Source organism: Microbacterium sp. GXF0217, assembly GCF_054798195.1.
In genome coordinates this window covers 354058-367458 of the sequence record NZ_JBSJZG010000004.1, presented here as the reverse complement: position 1 = coordinate 367458, position 13401 = coordinate 354058, and the positions used below count along the sequence as shown (strand labels likewise).

At 69.6% G+C, this 13401-nt stretch carries 13 protein-coding genes and 1 pseudogene; 4 read left to right on the top strand and 10 right to left on the bottom strand.

Annotation, left to right across the window (positions count from 1 at the left end):
* Window positions 1-122: 122 nt before the first annotated feature.
* Window positions 123-1655, bottom strand: coding sequence for a 5-oxoprolinase subunit B/C family protein (locus ACWAT3_RS10925; RefSeq protein ID WP_460798354.1), 1533 nt, complete (start codon window positions 1653-1655; stop codon window positions 123-125).
* Between the two features lie 97 nt (window positions 1656-1752).
* The gene (locus tag ACWAT3_RS10920; RefSeq protein ID WP_460798352.1) at window positions 1753-2520 is read right to left on the bottom strand and encodes a LamB/YcsF family protein; all 768 of its coding nucleotides are present in this window, start codon (window positions 2518-2520) and stop codon (window positions 1753-1755) included.
* A 73-nt stretch (window positions 2521-2593) separates the two neighbouring features.
* Between ACWAT3_RS10920 and ACWAT3_RS10915 the strand changes: the two genes are divergently transcribed.
* A complete protein-coding gene (locus ACWAT3_RS10915; protein WP_460798351.1) occupies window positions 2594-3442 on the top strand; it encodes a VOC family protein in 849 nt (282 codons plus the stop codon).
* Window positions 3443-3449: 7 nt separating this feature from the next.
* On the opposite strand, the gene ACWAT3_RS10910 is transcribed toward ACWAT3_RS10915, so the two are convergent.
* The 8 genes and pseudogenes from ACWAT3_RS10910 to ACWAT3_RS10875 form a co-directional block, all read right to left on the bottom strand.
* Window positions 3450-4037: a TetR/AcrR family transcriptional regulator gene (locus tag ACWAT3_RS10910; RefSeq protein WP_460798349.1), complete on the bottom strand. Its 588-nt coding sequence runs from the start codon at window positions 4035-4037 to the stop codon at window positions 3450-3452.
* Window positions 4038-4299: 262 nt separating this feature from the next.
* A pseudogene (locus ACWAT3_RS10905) lies at window positions 4300-4928 on the bottom strand (response regulator).
* Window positions 4925-5356, bottom strand: coding sequence for an ATP-binding protein (locus ACWAT3_RS10900; RefSeq protein WP_460798347.1), 432 nt, complete (start codon window positions 5354-5356; stop codon window positions 4925-4927). Before ACWAT3_RS10900 ends, ACWAT3_RS10905 begins: the two are co-directional and overlap by 4 nt.
* Before the next feature lie 183 nt (window positions 5357-5539).
* Window positions 5540-6553: a LacI family DNA-binding transcriptional regulator gene (locus ACWAT3_RS10895; protein WP_460798345.1), complete on the bottom strand. Its 1014-nt coding sequence runs from the start codon at window positions 6551-6553 to the stop codon at window positions 5540-5542.
* A 47-nt stretch (window positions 6554-6600) separates the two neighbouring features.
* The gene (locus ACWAT3_RS10890) at window positions 6601-8034 is read right to left on the bottom strand and encodes a GH1 family beta-glucosidase (protein WP_460798343.1); all 1434 of its coding nucleotides are present in this window, start codon (window positions 8032-8034) and stop codon (window positions 6601-6603) included.
* 5 nt (window positions 8035-8039) lie between these two features.
* The gene (locus ACWAT3_RS10885) at window positions 8040-8930 is read right to left on the bottom strand and encodes a carbohydrate ABC transporter permease (RefSeq protein ID WP_460798342.1); all 891 of its coding nucleotides are present in this window, start codon (window positions 8928-8930) and stop codon (window positions 8040-8042) included.
* Complete coding sequence (locus ACWAT3_RS10880) at window positions 8927-9967, bottom strand: carbohydrate ABC transporter permease (RefSeq protein WP_460798340.1); 1041 nt, start codon at window positions 9965-9967, stop codon at window positions 8927-8929. The genes ACWAT3_RS10885 and ACWAT3_RS10880 overlap by 4 nt, the downstream gene beginning before the upstream one ends.
* 100 nt (window positions 9968-10067) lie before the next feature.
* A complete protein-coding gene (locus tag ACWAT3_RS10875) occupies window positions 10068-11375 on the bottom strand; it encodes an ABC transporter substrate-binding protein (protein WP_460798338.1) in 1308 nt (435 codons plus the stop codon).
* Between the two features lie 139 nt (window positions 11376-11514).
* Here ACWAT3_RS10875 and ACWAT3_RS10870 point away from each other — a divergent pair, with 139 nt between their 5' ends.
* From ACWAT3_RS10870 to purQ, 3 genes are all read left to right on the top strand, one after another.
* Complete coding sequence (locus tag ACWAT3_RS10870; RefSeq protein ID WP_460798337.1) at window positions 11515-12045, top strand: adenine phosphoribosyltransferase; 531 nt, start codon at window positions 11515-11517, stop codon at window positions 12043-12045.
* A 215-nt stretch (window positions 12046-12260) separates the two neighbouring features.
* Window positions 12261-12509, top strand: a complete 249-nt coding sequence (purS, locus tag ACWAT3_RS10865) for a phosphoribosylformylglycinamidine synthase subunit PurS (protein ID WP_460798335.1) — start codon at window positions 12261-12263, stop codon at window positions 12507-12509.
* 2 nt (window positions 12510-12511) lie between these two features.
* Window positions 12512-13213 carry a phosphoribosylformylglycinamidine synthase subunit PurQ gene (gene purQ, locus ACWAT3_RS10860; RefSeq protein WP_460798580.1) on the top strand — a complete coding sequence of 234 codons (702 nt, stop codon included), beginning with the start codon at window positions 12512-12514 and terminating at the stop codon, window positions 13211-13213.
* The last annotated feature ends 188 nt before the right edge of the window (window positions 13214-13401 follow it).

Sequence of the window (13401 nt, the reverse complement as noted above, 5' to 3'; positions counted from 1 at the left end):
AGCGGATGCCGCGGTAGCCGCGGCATCCGCTCCACAGGAGCACCCCGTTCGGGAGGATCAGGATCGTCGTCCGCCCCTTCCCTACGGACTGTCGCCTCCCGAAAAGACACCGGATGCCGGCGTCAGCTCACGCGGAACCGCACGCGGGCACCGGGCGGCAGCTGGGCGACCATGTCCAGCGCTCGCTCCGCGAGCGCGGCGACGACGGGATAGCCGCCGGTCGTCGGGTGATCCGGCCCGAACACCACCGGCTGCCCGTCCGGCGGGACCTGGATCGCCCCGGTCACGGCTCCCTCGCTGGGCAGCTCGCCCTGGATGGCTCGCGCCAGCGGGATCTCGCCGTGCAGGCGCACGCCCACACGATCGGACTGCGCCGTCACGAGCCACTCCTGCCCCGTGAGGACGGCGAGCGCCTCGGTCGTGAACCAGTCATCGCGCGGCCCGAGGGCGATCCCCAGCTCGACGAGCTCTCCGGGCGCCGGCAGGGCACGCGGTGCAACCCCCTCGTCGACGGCCGCGACGGCCGCATCGCCGACGCCGACGACGTCGCCCACGGTGAGCGGTCGCGGCCCGAGCCCGGCCAGAATGTCGGTGGCACTGCTGCCCAGTGCGGACGCCGCGACCACCCCGCCGCGCACCCCGATGACGTACCGGATGCCGCGCTCCGGATGCCCGAGCCGCAGCAGGTCGCCGTCCGCCGTCGCGAACGGCGAGCCGTGCGCCGGCCGACGGGCGATGCCCGCGGCATCCGTCACCTCCAGCTCGCCCGTCGCACCCGTGACGACGGCGACTCCCGCGCCGCGCAGGCGCAGCTCGACTCCGCCGACGCACTCCAGCACGGCGGCGTCGCGCGCGTTGCCGACCGCGCGGTTCGCGTCGCGCATCGCGGTTCGATCGGCCGCTCCGGATGCCGAGACACCCAGTGCCGCGAGACCAGGCCGACCGGCATCCTGCACGAGCAGCTGGAGCGACCGGCTGACGACTTCGATGGCCCTGTCGTGCGCGTGGCCCTGCGCCGCCATCCGCTTCGTCGGAAGAACGGATGCCGTGGCGGCTGCCCGTTCGAAACGCACGCGCGCACCGGGCGCCAGCAGCGCCGGCGGGTCGCGGTCGATGTCCCACATCACGGCATCCGTACGTCCGATCAGCTGCCAGCCGCCCGGAGACTCCCGCGGATACACGCCCGTGAACTCGCCGGCCAGACCGACCGCGCCGGCCGGAACCCGCGTGCGCGGAGACGACCGGCGCGGCACGTCGAACAGCGGGTCGTCACCCACGAGATAGCCGAAGCCGGGCGCGAAGCCCGAGAACGCGACCCGCCAATGCGCGGCGAGGTGCCTGTTCACGAGGTCTTCGGCTGAGATCTCGAGCAGTCCGGCGACCTCGTCGAGGTCCTCGCCGTCGTATCGCACCGGCACGGTCACCTCCGCGGCATCCGACGGGAGCTCTCGCGCGAGGCTCATGGAGACGAGCGCCTCGGCCAACGCGTCCGCCGTAGTGAGCAGCGGGTCGAAGCGCACCAGCACCGTGCGTGCCGCAGGGACCCGCTCGACGATGCCGAAGACATCGGATGCGACGAGATTGACGCGCATGGCCTCGTCGAGATCGGCGGCCTCGACCAGCACCGCCCGCGCAGATGCCCGGAGCACTCGCATCAGCCGCTGGCCGCCGCATCCGTTCGGGCAGACGCGCATCGGATCATCGACGCGCTTGCTGTCACGACATGCGCGACGGCGCCGGCCGGGCGCGTGCTCACGCCACCCCCGCGAACGGTGCGATCCCGATGCCGGCGGTGGTCAGCATCCGCTTCGTCTCGGCGGCCATCGCGACCGCGCCCGGGCTGTCGCCATGGACGCAGATCGACTGCGCGGACAGCGCGATGTCCGTGCCGTCGACCGCACGGATCAGGCCCTCGGTGGCCAGGCGCACCATCCGCTCGCCGATGACCGCTGGGTCGTGGAGCACGGCATCCTGACGCGTCCGCGGCACGAGAGCGCCGTCGGGGAGATACGCGCGATCCGCGAACGCCTCGGCAGCGACGGCGAGGCCGGCGCGCTCGGCGATGTCGAGCACGATGCCGCCTGCCAGGCCCAGCAGCACGAGGCGGGGAGCGACCGCCCGCACCGCGGCGACGACCGCTCGTGCCTGCGACTCATCCCGCACGATCGTGTTGTAGAGCGCGCCGTGCGGCTTGATGTAGGCGACCGAGCCGCCGACGGCATCGGCCAAAGCGCTCAGAGCCCCGAGCTGGTACTCGACCTGCGCCTGCAGCACCGTCGGATCCATCTGCATCGCGACGCGTCCGAAGTTCTCGCGGTCGGGGTATCCGGGGTGCGCACCGATCACCACTCCGCGTCGTACCGCCTCGGCGAGGGTCGCGCGGATGCCCTCCGGGGTGCCGGCGTGGAACCCGCACGACACGTTCGCGCTCGTCACGAGGTCGAGCATCCCGGCGTCATCGCTGACGATGCGCTGCGGCTCGTTCTCGCCGAGGTCGGCGTTGAGGTCGATCGTGGGCATGGGGAGACCATATCCCGCACCGGACGCGGCCCCGGACGGGAATAGGTCCGCGAGCCGGCCCGTTCTCCCCGTCATGACCACGAAGCTTGCCGCAGCAACCTCCATGGGGGCAGTGACGCTTCTCGTCGGAGACCTCGATGCGATGACGGCGTTCTACCGCGATGTCATCACGCTGCAGGTCGTGCGGGCCGAGGGCGACGACGTGGCGCTCGGACGCGCCGGACGCGAACTCGTGATCCTGCGCCACGAGCCCACGTTGCGCCATGCCGCACCGGGCTCAGCCGGGCTCTTCCACACGGCCATCCTGTTCGAATCGCAGGCCGCCCTGGCCACCGCCCTGCACTCGGTCGCGCGGCGTGCCCCGCACACGTTCACCGGCAGCGCCGACCACCTCGTGAGCCAGGCGTTCTACCTTACTGACCCAGAGGGCAACGGCATCGAACTGTACTGGGATCGCGACCGCAGCGAGTGGTCCTGGTCGCACGGCCAGGTCGAGATGGCCACCCTGTACCTGGATCCGAATGCGTTCCTGTCCGAGCATCTCGATGAGCAGACGCCCGCTGATGCCAGAGCCGACATCGGACACGTGCACCTGTCGGTCGGCGACGTCGCGACCGCACGCGAGTTCTACGTCGATCGGCTCGGCTTCGACACCACGGCGGCACTCGGCGATCAGGCGCTGTTCGTCAGCGCCGGCGGCTACCACCACCACATGGCGATGAACGTGTGGAACTCGCGCGGCGCCGGCCCGCGGATGCCCGCGCTCGGCCTCGGCCGCGTCGACCTTACCCTGCCGGATGCCGAGGCACTCGGCGAGCTCGGCGAACGCCTGGCCCACCTCGGCACTCAGGTCGCCGATGACGGCCGCACGCTGACGTTCTCCGATCCGTGGAGCAATACGCTGCACGCGGCATCCGCCTGACGCCGGGTCACTCCGCGCCGAGACCGTAGAGACCGAGCACCCAGCCGCGCGCCGCGTCGAGCGGGAACGCCCCGCCGACCGCGGCGTACTTGATCACGACGCCTTCCAGCGTCGTGCGGAGCATGACCTCCTCGAGTACGGGATCCGCCGCCCCGCGCTCGACGAAGATCGCCCGGACGGCGAGCTCGGCGGCCGCGACGGCTTCGGCGTTGCGCGCCGCTGCCTCGGCGAAGAAGCGCAGCTGCGCCGGGTCCTGCTGCATCGTCAGAACGGCGCGGTGCAGCGGCAGGTTGCCAGACGCCGCCACGAGCGAACTGTCGATGATGCCCCGCAGACGCTCATCGGGTGAACCGGAACGCGCCGAGGGGAATCCGACCAGCAGGCGGAACCACCGGTCGACGATCTCGCCGACGAGCTGGTCCTTCCCACCGAAGTGGTAATTCACCATGCCCTGCGCGACTCCGGCTCGGCCGGTGATCTCGGCGATCGTCGCGCCATGGACACCGCGCTCGGCGAACAGTTCGATCGCCGCAGCGAAGAGGCTCTCCCGCGCGCGCTCGCGCGCGATTCGATTCTGCTCCTCGGAGCGCGCCATTCGGCATCCTTCCGGTCCATTTCCCATTCCCCCGGCTTCCCGCTATCGTACTGACTGAATGAGTGTTCAGTCATGCGCGCCGACGTCGCGGGGGCGTCTCGTGCATGCCGAGGCACCGGGCTCGGTGTCGAGCCCGCGGACCGCGTCGCACGGAACGTATCGGAGGGGATTCCAGCGTGACGCGGTGAGTGCCTCATCGCTGACCTCATGATGAGGATGCTCGGTCTTCGCCGGGGGGCGGGACCGAGCATCCTCGAAACCGTCAGCGTCGGATGATGCGCTGCTCGATCGCCGCGGCCACGGCGCCGGCGCGCGTGTCGACGCCGAGTTTGGTGTAGATGTGCGACAGATGGGATTTCACCGTCGCCTCTGAGACGAACAGCACCTGTGCCATCTCACGATTGCCCTGGCCGTCCGCGAGGAGTTCGAGCACCTGCACCTCGCGCTCGGTCATCCGCGGCACTGGCGAGGCTGCGCGCCGCATGAGCGTCGCGGCCACCGACGGCGCGAGCGCCGGCTCGCCCTTCGCCACCGCACGGATCCCGGCGAACAGGTCCGCCGGCGGGGCGTCCTTGAACAGGTAGCCTGCGGCGCCGGCATCCAGCGCGCGCAGGATGTCGGACTCCGTGTCGTACGTCGTCAGCACGAGAACGGCGGGAGCGTCGTCGAGAGCGGTGACGCGGCGCGTGGCCTCGACCCCCCCCCGACGCCGTCGCCGAGGCTGAGATCCATCAGCACCACGTCCGGCTGCTCGGTGGCGACGATCTCGACCGCACCGGCGGCATCCGATGCCTCGCCGACCACGCGCAGGTCGTCGCTGGACTCGATGAACGCGCGCAGCCCGGCGCGCACCACCGGATGATCGTCGACCAGCACCAGCCGCAGCGTCATCGCATATCTTCCTCTCCGAACACCGACGAGTCCGACCCGGCGGCGAGCACGGATGCCGGGAACACCGCGGACAGCGTCGTTCCCTCGCCCGGCGCGGACTCGATCTCGACCGTTCCCCCGAGCGCGATGATGCGCTCCTCGATGCCCGCGATCCCCCGCCCGCGCCCGGACGCACGGCGCTGGCGCAGCCTCTCGCGACGTGCGGACGGACGGATGTCGAATCCGACGCCGTCGTCCCGGACGTCGACGCGCAGTTCATCCGGCTGCGCGGTGAGCTCATCGACCAGCTGCTGCCTGGCCCGCGCCTCCCGATCCAGGGCGCGATACGCGACGACCGTCGCGAAGGCGATCCCGATAGGGCCGGCGATCATGGTCGGGTCCGGTTCATCGGCCAGTCGGAACTCGGCGATGATCACGACCGCCGTCATCACCGCGACGACGGCGGAGGCCGGCCAGTCATGCCCTCAGCCTACGGACGACGGATGCCGCGGCACATCATCCGATCGGCTATCGGAGCCGGGGCCGACGTTTCACGAACCGTGTGACGATTCACGGACGAATCCGGTGAATCCGTCCGTGATTCGTCACCGCATCCGTTATTCGTCGCCACCTCACGCCGAGCCGCGCACCACGAGCTCGGTGGACAGGATCGTCGTCCGCTCGGGAGAGCCGCCGGCGAGGTGCTCCAGGAGCACGGCGGCCATCGTCTCGCCCTGCTTGTACATGGGCTGGCGGATCGTCGTCAGCTTCGGATCGGTCGTGAGCGCGACCGAGGAGTCGTCGAACCCGACGACGGCCACGTCGTCCGGAACGCGCAGCCCCGCGCCACGCAGAACGCTGATCGCGCCGCGCGCCATCAGGTCGCTGCCCGCGAAGATCGCGTCTGGTGCGCCGGCCGAGAGGATGCGGCGCGCGGCATCCGCACCGCCGGATTCGCTGTAGTCGCCCTCGGCCTCGGCGAAGGGCGCGAGGCCGGCATCCGCGAGTGCGGCACGGAAGCCCTGTGCGCGGTCCTGAGCGGCGAGCATGGTGAGCGGGCCCGTGATGGTCGCGATCCTGGTCCGCCCGGTATCGATCAGATGCTGCGTGGCGAGCCGCGCGCTGGCGACGTTGTCCACGTCGACGACGTAGTCGGTGTCGCGCAGGTGGAACGCCCGGCCGCCGTAGACCACCGGCACGGCATCCGCGATCCGCTCGATGTACGCGTCGCTCGAGTGATGGGACACGATGAGCGCGCCGTCGACGCCGCCGTTGCGCACGAAGCTCGTCATCTTGTCGCCGGGGTCATCGCTCGCGATGAGGAGGTTGAGCAGGTAGTCCGATCCGCCGAGCGCGCCGGTGATCCCCGCGACGATCGCGGCGAAGAACGGGTCGCCGAAGAAGCGCGTGGTGTCCTCGGGGACGATGAGGGCGATCGCGTGCGTCTGCCGTGAGGCGAGCGAACGCGCGGCCCTGTTGGGCACGTAGTTCATCGCGGCGATCGCCCGCTCGACCGCTTCGAGAGCCTCAGGGCTGACGGAGGTCGATCCGTTGACGACGCGCGACACCGTCGAACGGGAGACCCCTGCCGCAGCGGCCACCTCTTCGATCGTCGCCCGTGACGCCGTCATCGCACGCTCTTCCATTCGCCCATTCTGACCCGTCGTGCCGCACTCGACGGCCTCGGCGCGCCTCAGAGTGCGCGCGCCGCGATGATCCTCGCGTACTCGAGGCCCGAGTCCTTGAGGCTGCGCTCCTGCGTGTCGTAGTCGACCCGCACGATCCCGAACCGCTTATCGTAGCCCCACGCCCACTCGTAGTTGTCGAACAGTGACCAGTAGAAGTACCCGCGCACATCGACACCGGCATCCGCGGCATCCAGGACAGCGCCCAGATGCAGACGGAGGAACTCGGCGCGATCCGCATCGTGCACGCGCGTCTCGCCGTCCTCGATCACCGCGACGTCGTCGTAGGCCGCGCCGTTCTCGGTCATGTAGAGCACGACGCCTGCGGGCTGCGCGTACTCGGTCCACACCCGCTGCAGCAGGCGGGTCAGCCCCTCCGGCTGCACCTCCCAGTTCTGCGCGGTGCGGGGCAGGCCGCGCTCGACAGAGTGGATGCCGGCATCCGACGGGTAGGGGCTGCGGCCCCGCCGCTCGGTGCGCGGGCCGCCGGACGCCGGAGGAGTTTCGGGTGCCGTGCCGGAGACGTAGTCGCCGTGGTAGTAATTGACGCCCTGCGTGTCGATGGGAGTCGAGATGATCTCGAGATCGCCCGGCTGCACCGCAGCCTCGAAACGGTCGACCGCCTCGGCATCCACCGCGCGGATGTCCTCCACGATGTCGGCGGGGTACTCGCCGCGGTAGATCGGGTCGAGGAACCAGCGGTTGAACTGCCCGTCGATGCGGCGCGCAGCATCGACGTCGGCCGGGTTCTGCGGATCCACCGGGTCGGCGACCGTGTGGTTGAGGGTGATCCCCAGGTTGAGCGACGCGTCACGCGAACGCAGCTCCTGGACGGTCGATCCGTGTGCCAACAGCAGGTGGTGCGCTGCGAGCAGCCCCTCGGCGACGCTGGTGTGCCCCGGTGCGTGCTCGCCCCCTGTATAGGAGAGGAACGACGAGCACCACGGCTCGTTGAGCGTCGTCCACACGTTCACCCGGTCGCCCAGCGCGTCGTGCATGGTTCCCGCGTACTCGAGGAAGCGGTCGACCGTGTCCCGGTCGGTCCAGCCGCCGGCATCCTGCAGCGCCTGCGGCATGTCCCAGTGGTACAGAGTGAGCCAGGGCAGGATGTCGGCCCCGAGGAGTTCGTCGACGAGGCGCTCGTAGAAGTCCACGCCCTGCGGGTTGACCGCCCCGCCGTCCGGCCGTACGCGCGACCAGGAGGTGGAGAACCGGTACGTCTGCAGGCCGAGGCGCTTCATGAGCGCGACATCCTGCGGATAGCGGTGATAGTGGTCGCACGCCACGTCGCCGTTGTCGCCGCCCATGACGGCGCCGGGGACGCGAGCGAAGGCATCCCAGATCGACGCCGTGCGCCCCTCCTCGAAGGCGGCGCCTTCGATCTGGTACGCCGCGGTCGCTGCGCCGAAGAGGAAGTCGTCCGGGAACGGCCGAGAATTCATAGGGGTCATCCTTTCACCGCGCCGGCCATGATGCCACTGACCAGCTGCTTGCCCGCCACCACGAAGAGGATGAGCAGGGGCAGAGTCGCGAGCACCGCGCCGGTGAGCACGATCGAGTAGTCGACGTAGTACCCGGACTGCAGCTGGCTGAGCGCCGTCTGCAGAGTCGGGTTCGAGGGGGAGAGCACGATCAGCGGCCACAGGTAGTCGGTCCACGCGGTCATGAAGGTGAACAGGCCGAGGATCGCCATCGCGGGTCGCGCCGCAGGGATGCCGACGGTGAGGAACGTGCGGAACTGGTTCGCCCCGTCCATGCGGGCGGCCTCGATGAGCTCGTCGGGGATGACGTCGACGAGGTACTGGCGCATGAAGAAGACGCCGAACGCAGTGACGAGGGTCGGCACGATGACGGCACCGATCGAACCGGTCCAGCCGAGTTCGCGCATGAGCATGAACAGCGGGATGATGCCCAGCTGCGTCGGGATCGCCATGGTCGCGATGACGAACACCATGAGCCCGTCGCGGCCGCGGAAGCGCAGCTTGGCGAACGCGTAGCCGGCGAGCGTGGAGAACGTCACGACGGAGATCGTGATCACGGTCGAGATGATGACCGAGTTGCCCAGCGCCAGCCAGAACGGGATCGCGTCGAAGACCTTCGCCGCGTTGGTGAAGAAGTTCCCGCCCGGGATGAGCGGCAGGGTCTCGCCGCGAGTGGAGTTGTCTCCGGAGGCGACGACGACCGACCACCAGAGCGGATACACGCTGCCGATGATGAAGGCCGCGAGCAGCCCGTAGGTGAGGAACCCGGGACGGCTGCCGATGCCGGCGGTGCCCGAGCTCGAGCTGCGACGGCGACGGATGCGCTCGGGCACGCTCATGGCCTGCGTGGCGGTCATCGGGCGTCCTCCTTGGTGGCGGTCGTGCGGGCGGCGCGACGGGCGGCGCGGTTGCGTTTGGGCGCATCGCCGGAGGCGATGCCGCGCGAGATGAGGAAGTTGATCACGCCGATGCCGACGATGAGCAGGAAGAGCAGGATCGCCACAGCGGATGCCTCGCCCAGGTCGCGGCGGAAGAACGCCAGCTCCCAGAGGAACAGCACGGTGGTCTGGAACTGACGATCGCTGCCGCCGATGCCGCCGGCGGTGGACACATCGAACAGGCGCGGTTCGGCGAAGACCTGCAGGCCGCCGATCGTGGCGGTGATGATGACGAAGATGAGCGTCGGACGGATCGTCGGGATCGTGATCGAGAAGAACCGTCGGGCCGAGCCTGCGCCGTCGAGCGCGGCCGACTCGTACAGATCGCGCGGCACGGCCTGCATGGCGGCGAGCAGGATGAGGGCGTTGTATCCGGTCCAGCGGAAGTTCACCATGGTGGCGATCGCGATGTGCGAGAGGAAGGTGTTGTGCTTCCACTCCAGGTCGGCGATGCCGATGAGGTTGAGCAGGTTGTTGGCCAGACCATCGGCCTCGTTGAACACGCTCGAGAAGATGATGGCGACCGCCACCGGCGTCACGACGAACGGGATGAGCACGCTCATCCGCCAGAAGGTCGGAGCCCGGAGGCCGCGGTCGAGCAGATACGCGATCACGAGCGCGACGCACAGCTGCGGGATCGCGGAGAGCAGGAAGATGCTCAGCGTGTTGAAGATCGAGTTCCAGAACATCGGATCGCCGAGGATCTCGGAGAAGTTCTCGAATCCGACGAACGGCCCCTCCCCCTTGAGGAGGTCCCATTCGTGCACGGCGACGTACACCGTGTAGATCAGGGGGAACAGCCCGATCAGGCCGAACAGCAGGAAGAACGGCGAGACGTAGAAGTACGGCGACGCGTTCTGGTCGAACCGTGAGACGCGGTGACGCCAGGAGGGGCGGGCGGCGGGCCGGGCGGATGCCGCGGCGACGCGCTCCTCGGGCGGAGCGGTGAGGGTCATGGTCTTTCCCGTCTGGGGCGATCGGACGTGGTTCCGGTCGCAGTCCGTGCCGCTCCGGCGGATGCCGAGGCGACGCGAACTGCGACCGGAGGGAGGGGTGTCAGCCGACGAGCTCGTTGAGCAGCGAGAGCGCCTGGTCCCAGGCACCCGCCGTGTCGGTCTCACCGCGGTCGAGCGAGCTCAGCGCGGGGCCGAACACGTTCTCCTGGATGACGGAGTCGTCCGGTCCCTTGAACTGGGCGACGACGCCCTTCGCGCGCTCGGCGAGGATCGCGCCGGTGGGCGCGTCGTTGAACAGCTCGTTCGGCGTGGCCTCGGCGGCCAGGGTCTCCTGAGCCTCGACGGTCGAGGGGAAGTTGCCCGCGGCGGCCGACTGCTTCACCTGCTGCTCGGGCTGCGTCAGCCAGTCGGCGAGCTCGGCGGCCGCTTCCTTGTGCTCGGACGACTCAGGGATGGACAGCCAGGCGCCGCCCCAGTTGGCCGCGCCACCGGGGAAGACGTCGGCGAAGTCCCAGCCGGTCGACGCGTCGCCGCCACCGGCTTCGAGCTGACCGGCGATCGTCCCCAGCATCCAGCCGGGGCAGACGAACGTCGCGAAGGTGCCGTCGACGAACGACTTGCCGCCGTTCCAGTCCCACGCGGCCTGAGCCGCGGACTGGCCGCCCTCGGTGGCGGCGCCGAGAAGCTCGAAGCGCTCCTTGAGCAGGTCGTTGCCTTCGACGTTCAGCTCGCCGTCGGCGGTGTAGTAGCCCTCGTCGAGCTGGTTGACCATGGAGTTCCAGACGAAGCCGGAGTGGTCGTACCAGGCCTTGCCGGTCTTGTCGGTGTACGCCTGGCCGACGGCGAAGTAGTTGTCCCAGTCGCCGTTGAGCAGCTCGGCGACGGACTCGCGATCGCTCGGGAGGCCTGCCGCTTCGAAGGCGGGGCCGTTGTAGCAGATGCCGGTCGGGCCGATGTCGGTGCCGTAGCCGATGACCCGGCCGTCGGCATCCGTGGCCTGCGCGTACTTCCAGTCCACCCAGTCGGACTTGCGGTCCTCGATGCCGTAGTCCTTCAGGTCGACGAACGTGTCGGAGACCTCCATGATGGCGCCGAGCCAGCCCTCCTCGATCGCGACGATGTCGCTGAGGCCGGAGCCGGCCGCGATCTTGGTGAACGCGTCGGTGCGAGCGTTGCCGCCGGTGTCGATGTTGGACGCCTCGATCTTGACGTTCGGGTGCAGCTCCTCGTACTCCTTGTAGAGGTCCTCGTAACCGAAGGTGCCGAACGTGGTGACGGTCAGCGTGACCTCCTCGTCCGAGCTCCCTTCGGCGGGCTCGTCGCTCGCCGAGCAGCCGGCAAGAGCCAGAGCTGCGACGGAGGCGACGGATGCGGCGACCAGCATCCTGCGCGTTGCGCGTGTGTTCACGGTGTCACTCCTTTGTGCGGAATCTGTTGCAGTGGTTTCGTGCTTCGGGATGTTGTGGGAGCGCTCCCACAAACTGAGGAGTCACTCTATGGGAGCGCTCCCACGGGTGTCAAGCCGAAAGCCGGGATAGCCTTGGTCGGTGCCACCGACCGAACTCTCCCCCGCCCTCGTCCGCGCCGAGTCGTTGATCCGCAGCATCCCGGACTACCCCGAGCCCGGCATCGTCTTCCGCGACATCACTCCTCTGCTCGCGGACGCCGATGCGCTGCGTGCCACCACGGACGCGATCCTGGAGCCGTTCGCCGGGCAGTTCGACGTCGTCGCCGGCGTCGAGGCGCGGGGCTTCCTGCTGGCGGGGGCTGCGGCGATCGCGGCGGGCGTCGGCCTGATCCCGATCCGCAAGGCGGGAAAGCTCCCCCGGCCTGCGGCATCCGTGGACTACGCACTCGAATACGGCACAGCCACGATCGAGATACACGACGACCTTCCGGCCGGCTCCCGCGTGCTGCTGATCGACGACGTGCTCGCCACCGGCGGCACCCTCGCGGCAGGGCGCCAGCTCATCGAGCGCCTCGGCAGCCACGTCGCGGGGATCTCGGTGCTGTTCGAGATCGATGGGCTCGGCGGGCGGGACATCATCGGCGACCTGCACACGGTCTTCCACGCCTGACCGGACTCAGCTTGGCTGCGGCTTCCTGCTGCGGCCTGCGCGTCAGCGTCTTCCCGCTGCGGCCTGCGCGTCAGCGTCTTCCCGCAATGCCCGGCCCGCGGGGCCAGTAGACTGGGCGATGCCCGCCTTCCCGCGACTTCTGGCGTCTCGACTCCTCGGCACGCTCGTCGCTCAACGACCGAGAGCAGCGGCCTGCGGCCGCCAGGAGGATCCAGATGCCCACCATCGTCGTCGACGTCATGCCCAAGTCCGAACTGCTCGACCCCCAGGGGAAGGCCGTCGCCGGCGCATTCGCGCGCACGGGCGTCGAGGGCTTCAGCGATGTCCGCATCGGCAAGCGCTTCGAGCTCACGATCGAGGGCGAGGTCACGGACGAACTGCTCGCCGAGGCGAAGCGCGTAGCCGAGGACGTTCTCTCCAACTCGGTGATCGAGGACGTCGTCGGCATCGAGGTCGTCGAATGAGCATCCGGATCGGGGTCATCACGTTCCCCGGTTCGCTGGACGACCGCGACGCCCAGCGCGCCGTGCGCCTCGCCGGAGCCGAACCGGTCGCGCTCTGGCACGGGTCACACGATCTCGAGGGCGTCGACGCGCTCGTCCTGCCCGGCGGATTCAGCTACGGCGACTACCTGCGCTCCGGTGCGATCGCGGCCCTGTCGCCGATCATGACCGAGGTCAAGGATGCCGCGGCGAAGGGCCTCCCCGTGCTCGGGATCTGCAACGGATTCCAGATGCTCGTCGAGGCGCACCTGCTGCCCGGCGGCCTGATCCGCAACGACCACCAGCACTTCGTGCGCCGCGACCAGAAGCTGACGGTCGAGAACTCCGACACGGCCTGGACCAACGCGTTCCGCCGCGGCCAGGAGATCGTCATCCCGCTGAAGAACGGCGAAGGCGGCTACATCGCCTCCGAGGAGACCCTGGATCGTCTCGAGGGCGAGGGACTCGTCGCTTTCCGCTATGCGGGTGTGAACCCGAACGGATCGCTGCGCGACATCGCCGGCGTGACGAACGAGGCGGGGAACGTCGTCGGTCTCATGCCGCACCCCGAGCACGCCACCGAGCCCGGCTTCGGCCCCGACACCGCTTCGGCGATGCGCAGCGGTGTGGACGGTCTGGACTTCTTCACGAGCGCGATCGCCGCGGTCGCCCGCGTCGCCGCCTAGGGATCGGGCTGCGGCAACCGTCCACCCGGGACGGATGCACGACCAGGGAACACCCGGTTGCGGCATCCGCCCGCCCGGACAGTTGCACGATCAGGGAACAGTTGCACGATGCATCCGCCGATCCGACCGTGCAGGTGTACCCGCGTCGTGCAGGCGTACCCGGGATGATGCGATCGGGCCGCCCGGCG

What these genes read in the sequence shown, in the direction of transcription:
- ACWAT3_RS10885 (WP_460798342.1), bottom strand. Translation starts at nt 8,930, where the DNA reads ATGACCGCCACGCAGGCCATGAGCGTGCCCGAGCGCATCCGTCGCCGT.
- ACWAT3_RS10900 (WP_460798347.1), bottom strand. Translation starts at nt 5,356, where the DNA reads ATGACGGCGGTCGTGATCATCGCCGAGTTCCGACTGGCCGATGAACCG.
- ACWAT3_RS10915 (WP_460798351.1), top strand. Translation starts at nt 2,594, where the DNA reads ATGACCACGAAGCTTGCCGCAGCAACCTCCATGGGGGCAGTGACGCTT.
- purS (WP_460798335.1), top strand. Translation starts at nt 12,261, where the DNA reads ATGCCCACCATCGTCGTCGACGTCATGCCCAAGTCCGAACTGCTCGAC.
- ACWAT3_RS10895 (WP_460798345.1), bottom strand. Translation starts at nt 6,553, where the DNA reads ATGGAAGAGCGTGCGATGACGGCGTCACGGGCGACGATCGAAGAGGTG.
- ACWAT3_RS10925 (WP_460798354.1), bottom strand. Translation starts at nt 1,655, where the DNA reads ATGCGAGTGCTCCGGGCATCTGCGCGGGCGGTGCTGGTCGAGGCCGCC.
- ACWAT3_RS10920 (WP_460798352.1), bottom strand. Translation starts at nt 2,520, where the DNA reads ATGCCCACGATCGACCTCAACGCCGACCTCGGCGAGAACGAGCCGCAG.
- ACWAT3_RS10910 (WP_460798349.1), bottom strand. Translation starts at nt 4,037, where the DNA reads ATGGCGCGCTCCGAGGAGCAGAATCGAATCGCGCGCGAGCGCGCGCGG.
- ACWAT3_RS10880 (WP_460798340.1), bottom strand. Translation starts at nt 9,967, where the DNA reads ATGACCCTCACCGCTCCGCCCGAGGAGCGCGTCGCCGCGGCATCCGCC.
- ACWAT3_RS10890 (WP_460798343.1), bottom strand. Translation starts at nt 8,034, where the DNA reads ATGAATTCTCGGCCGTTCCCGGACGACTTCCTCTTCGGCGCAGCGACC.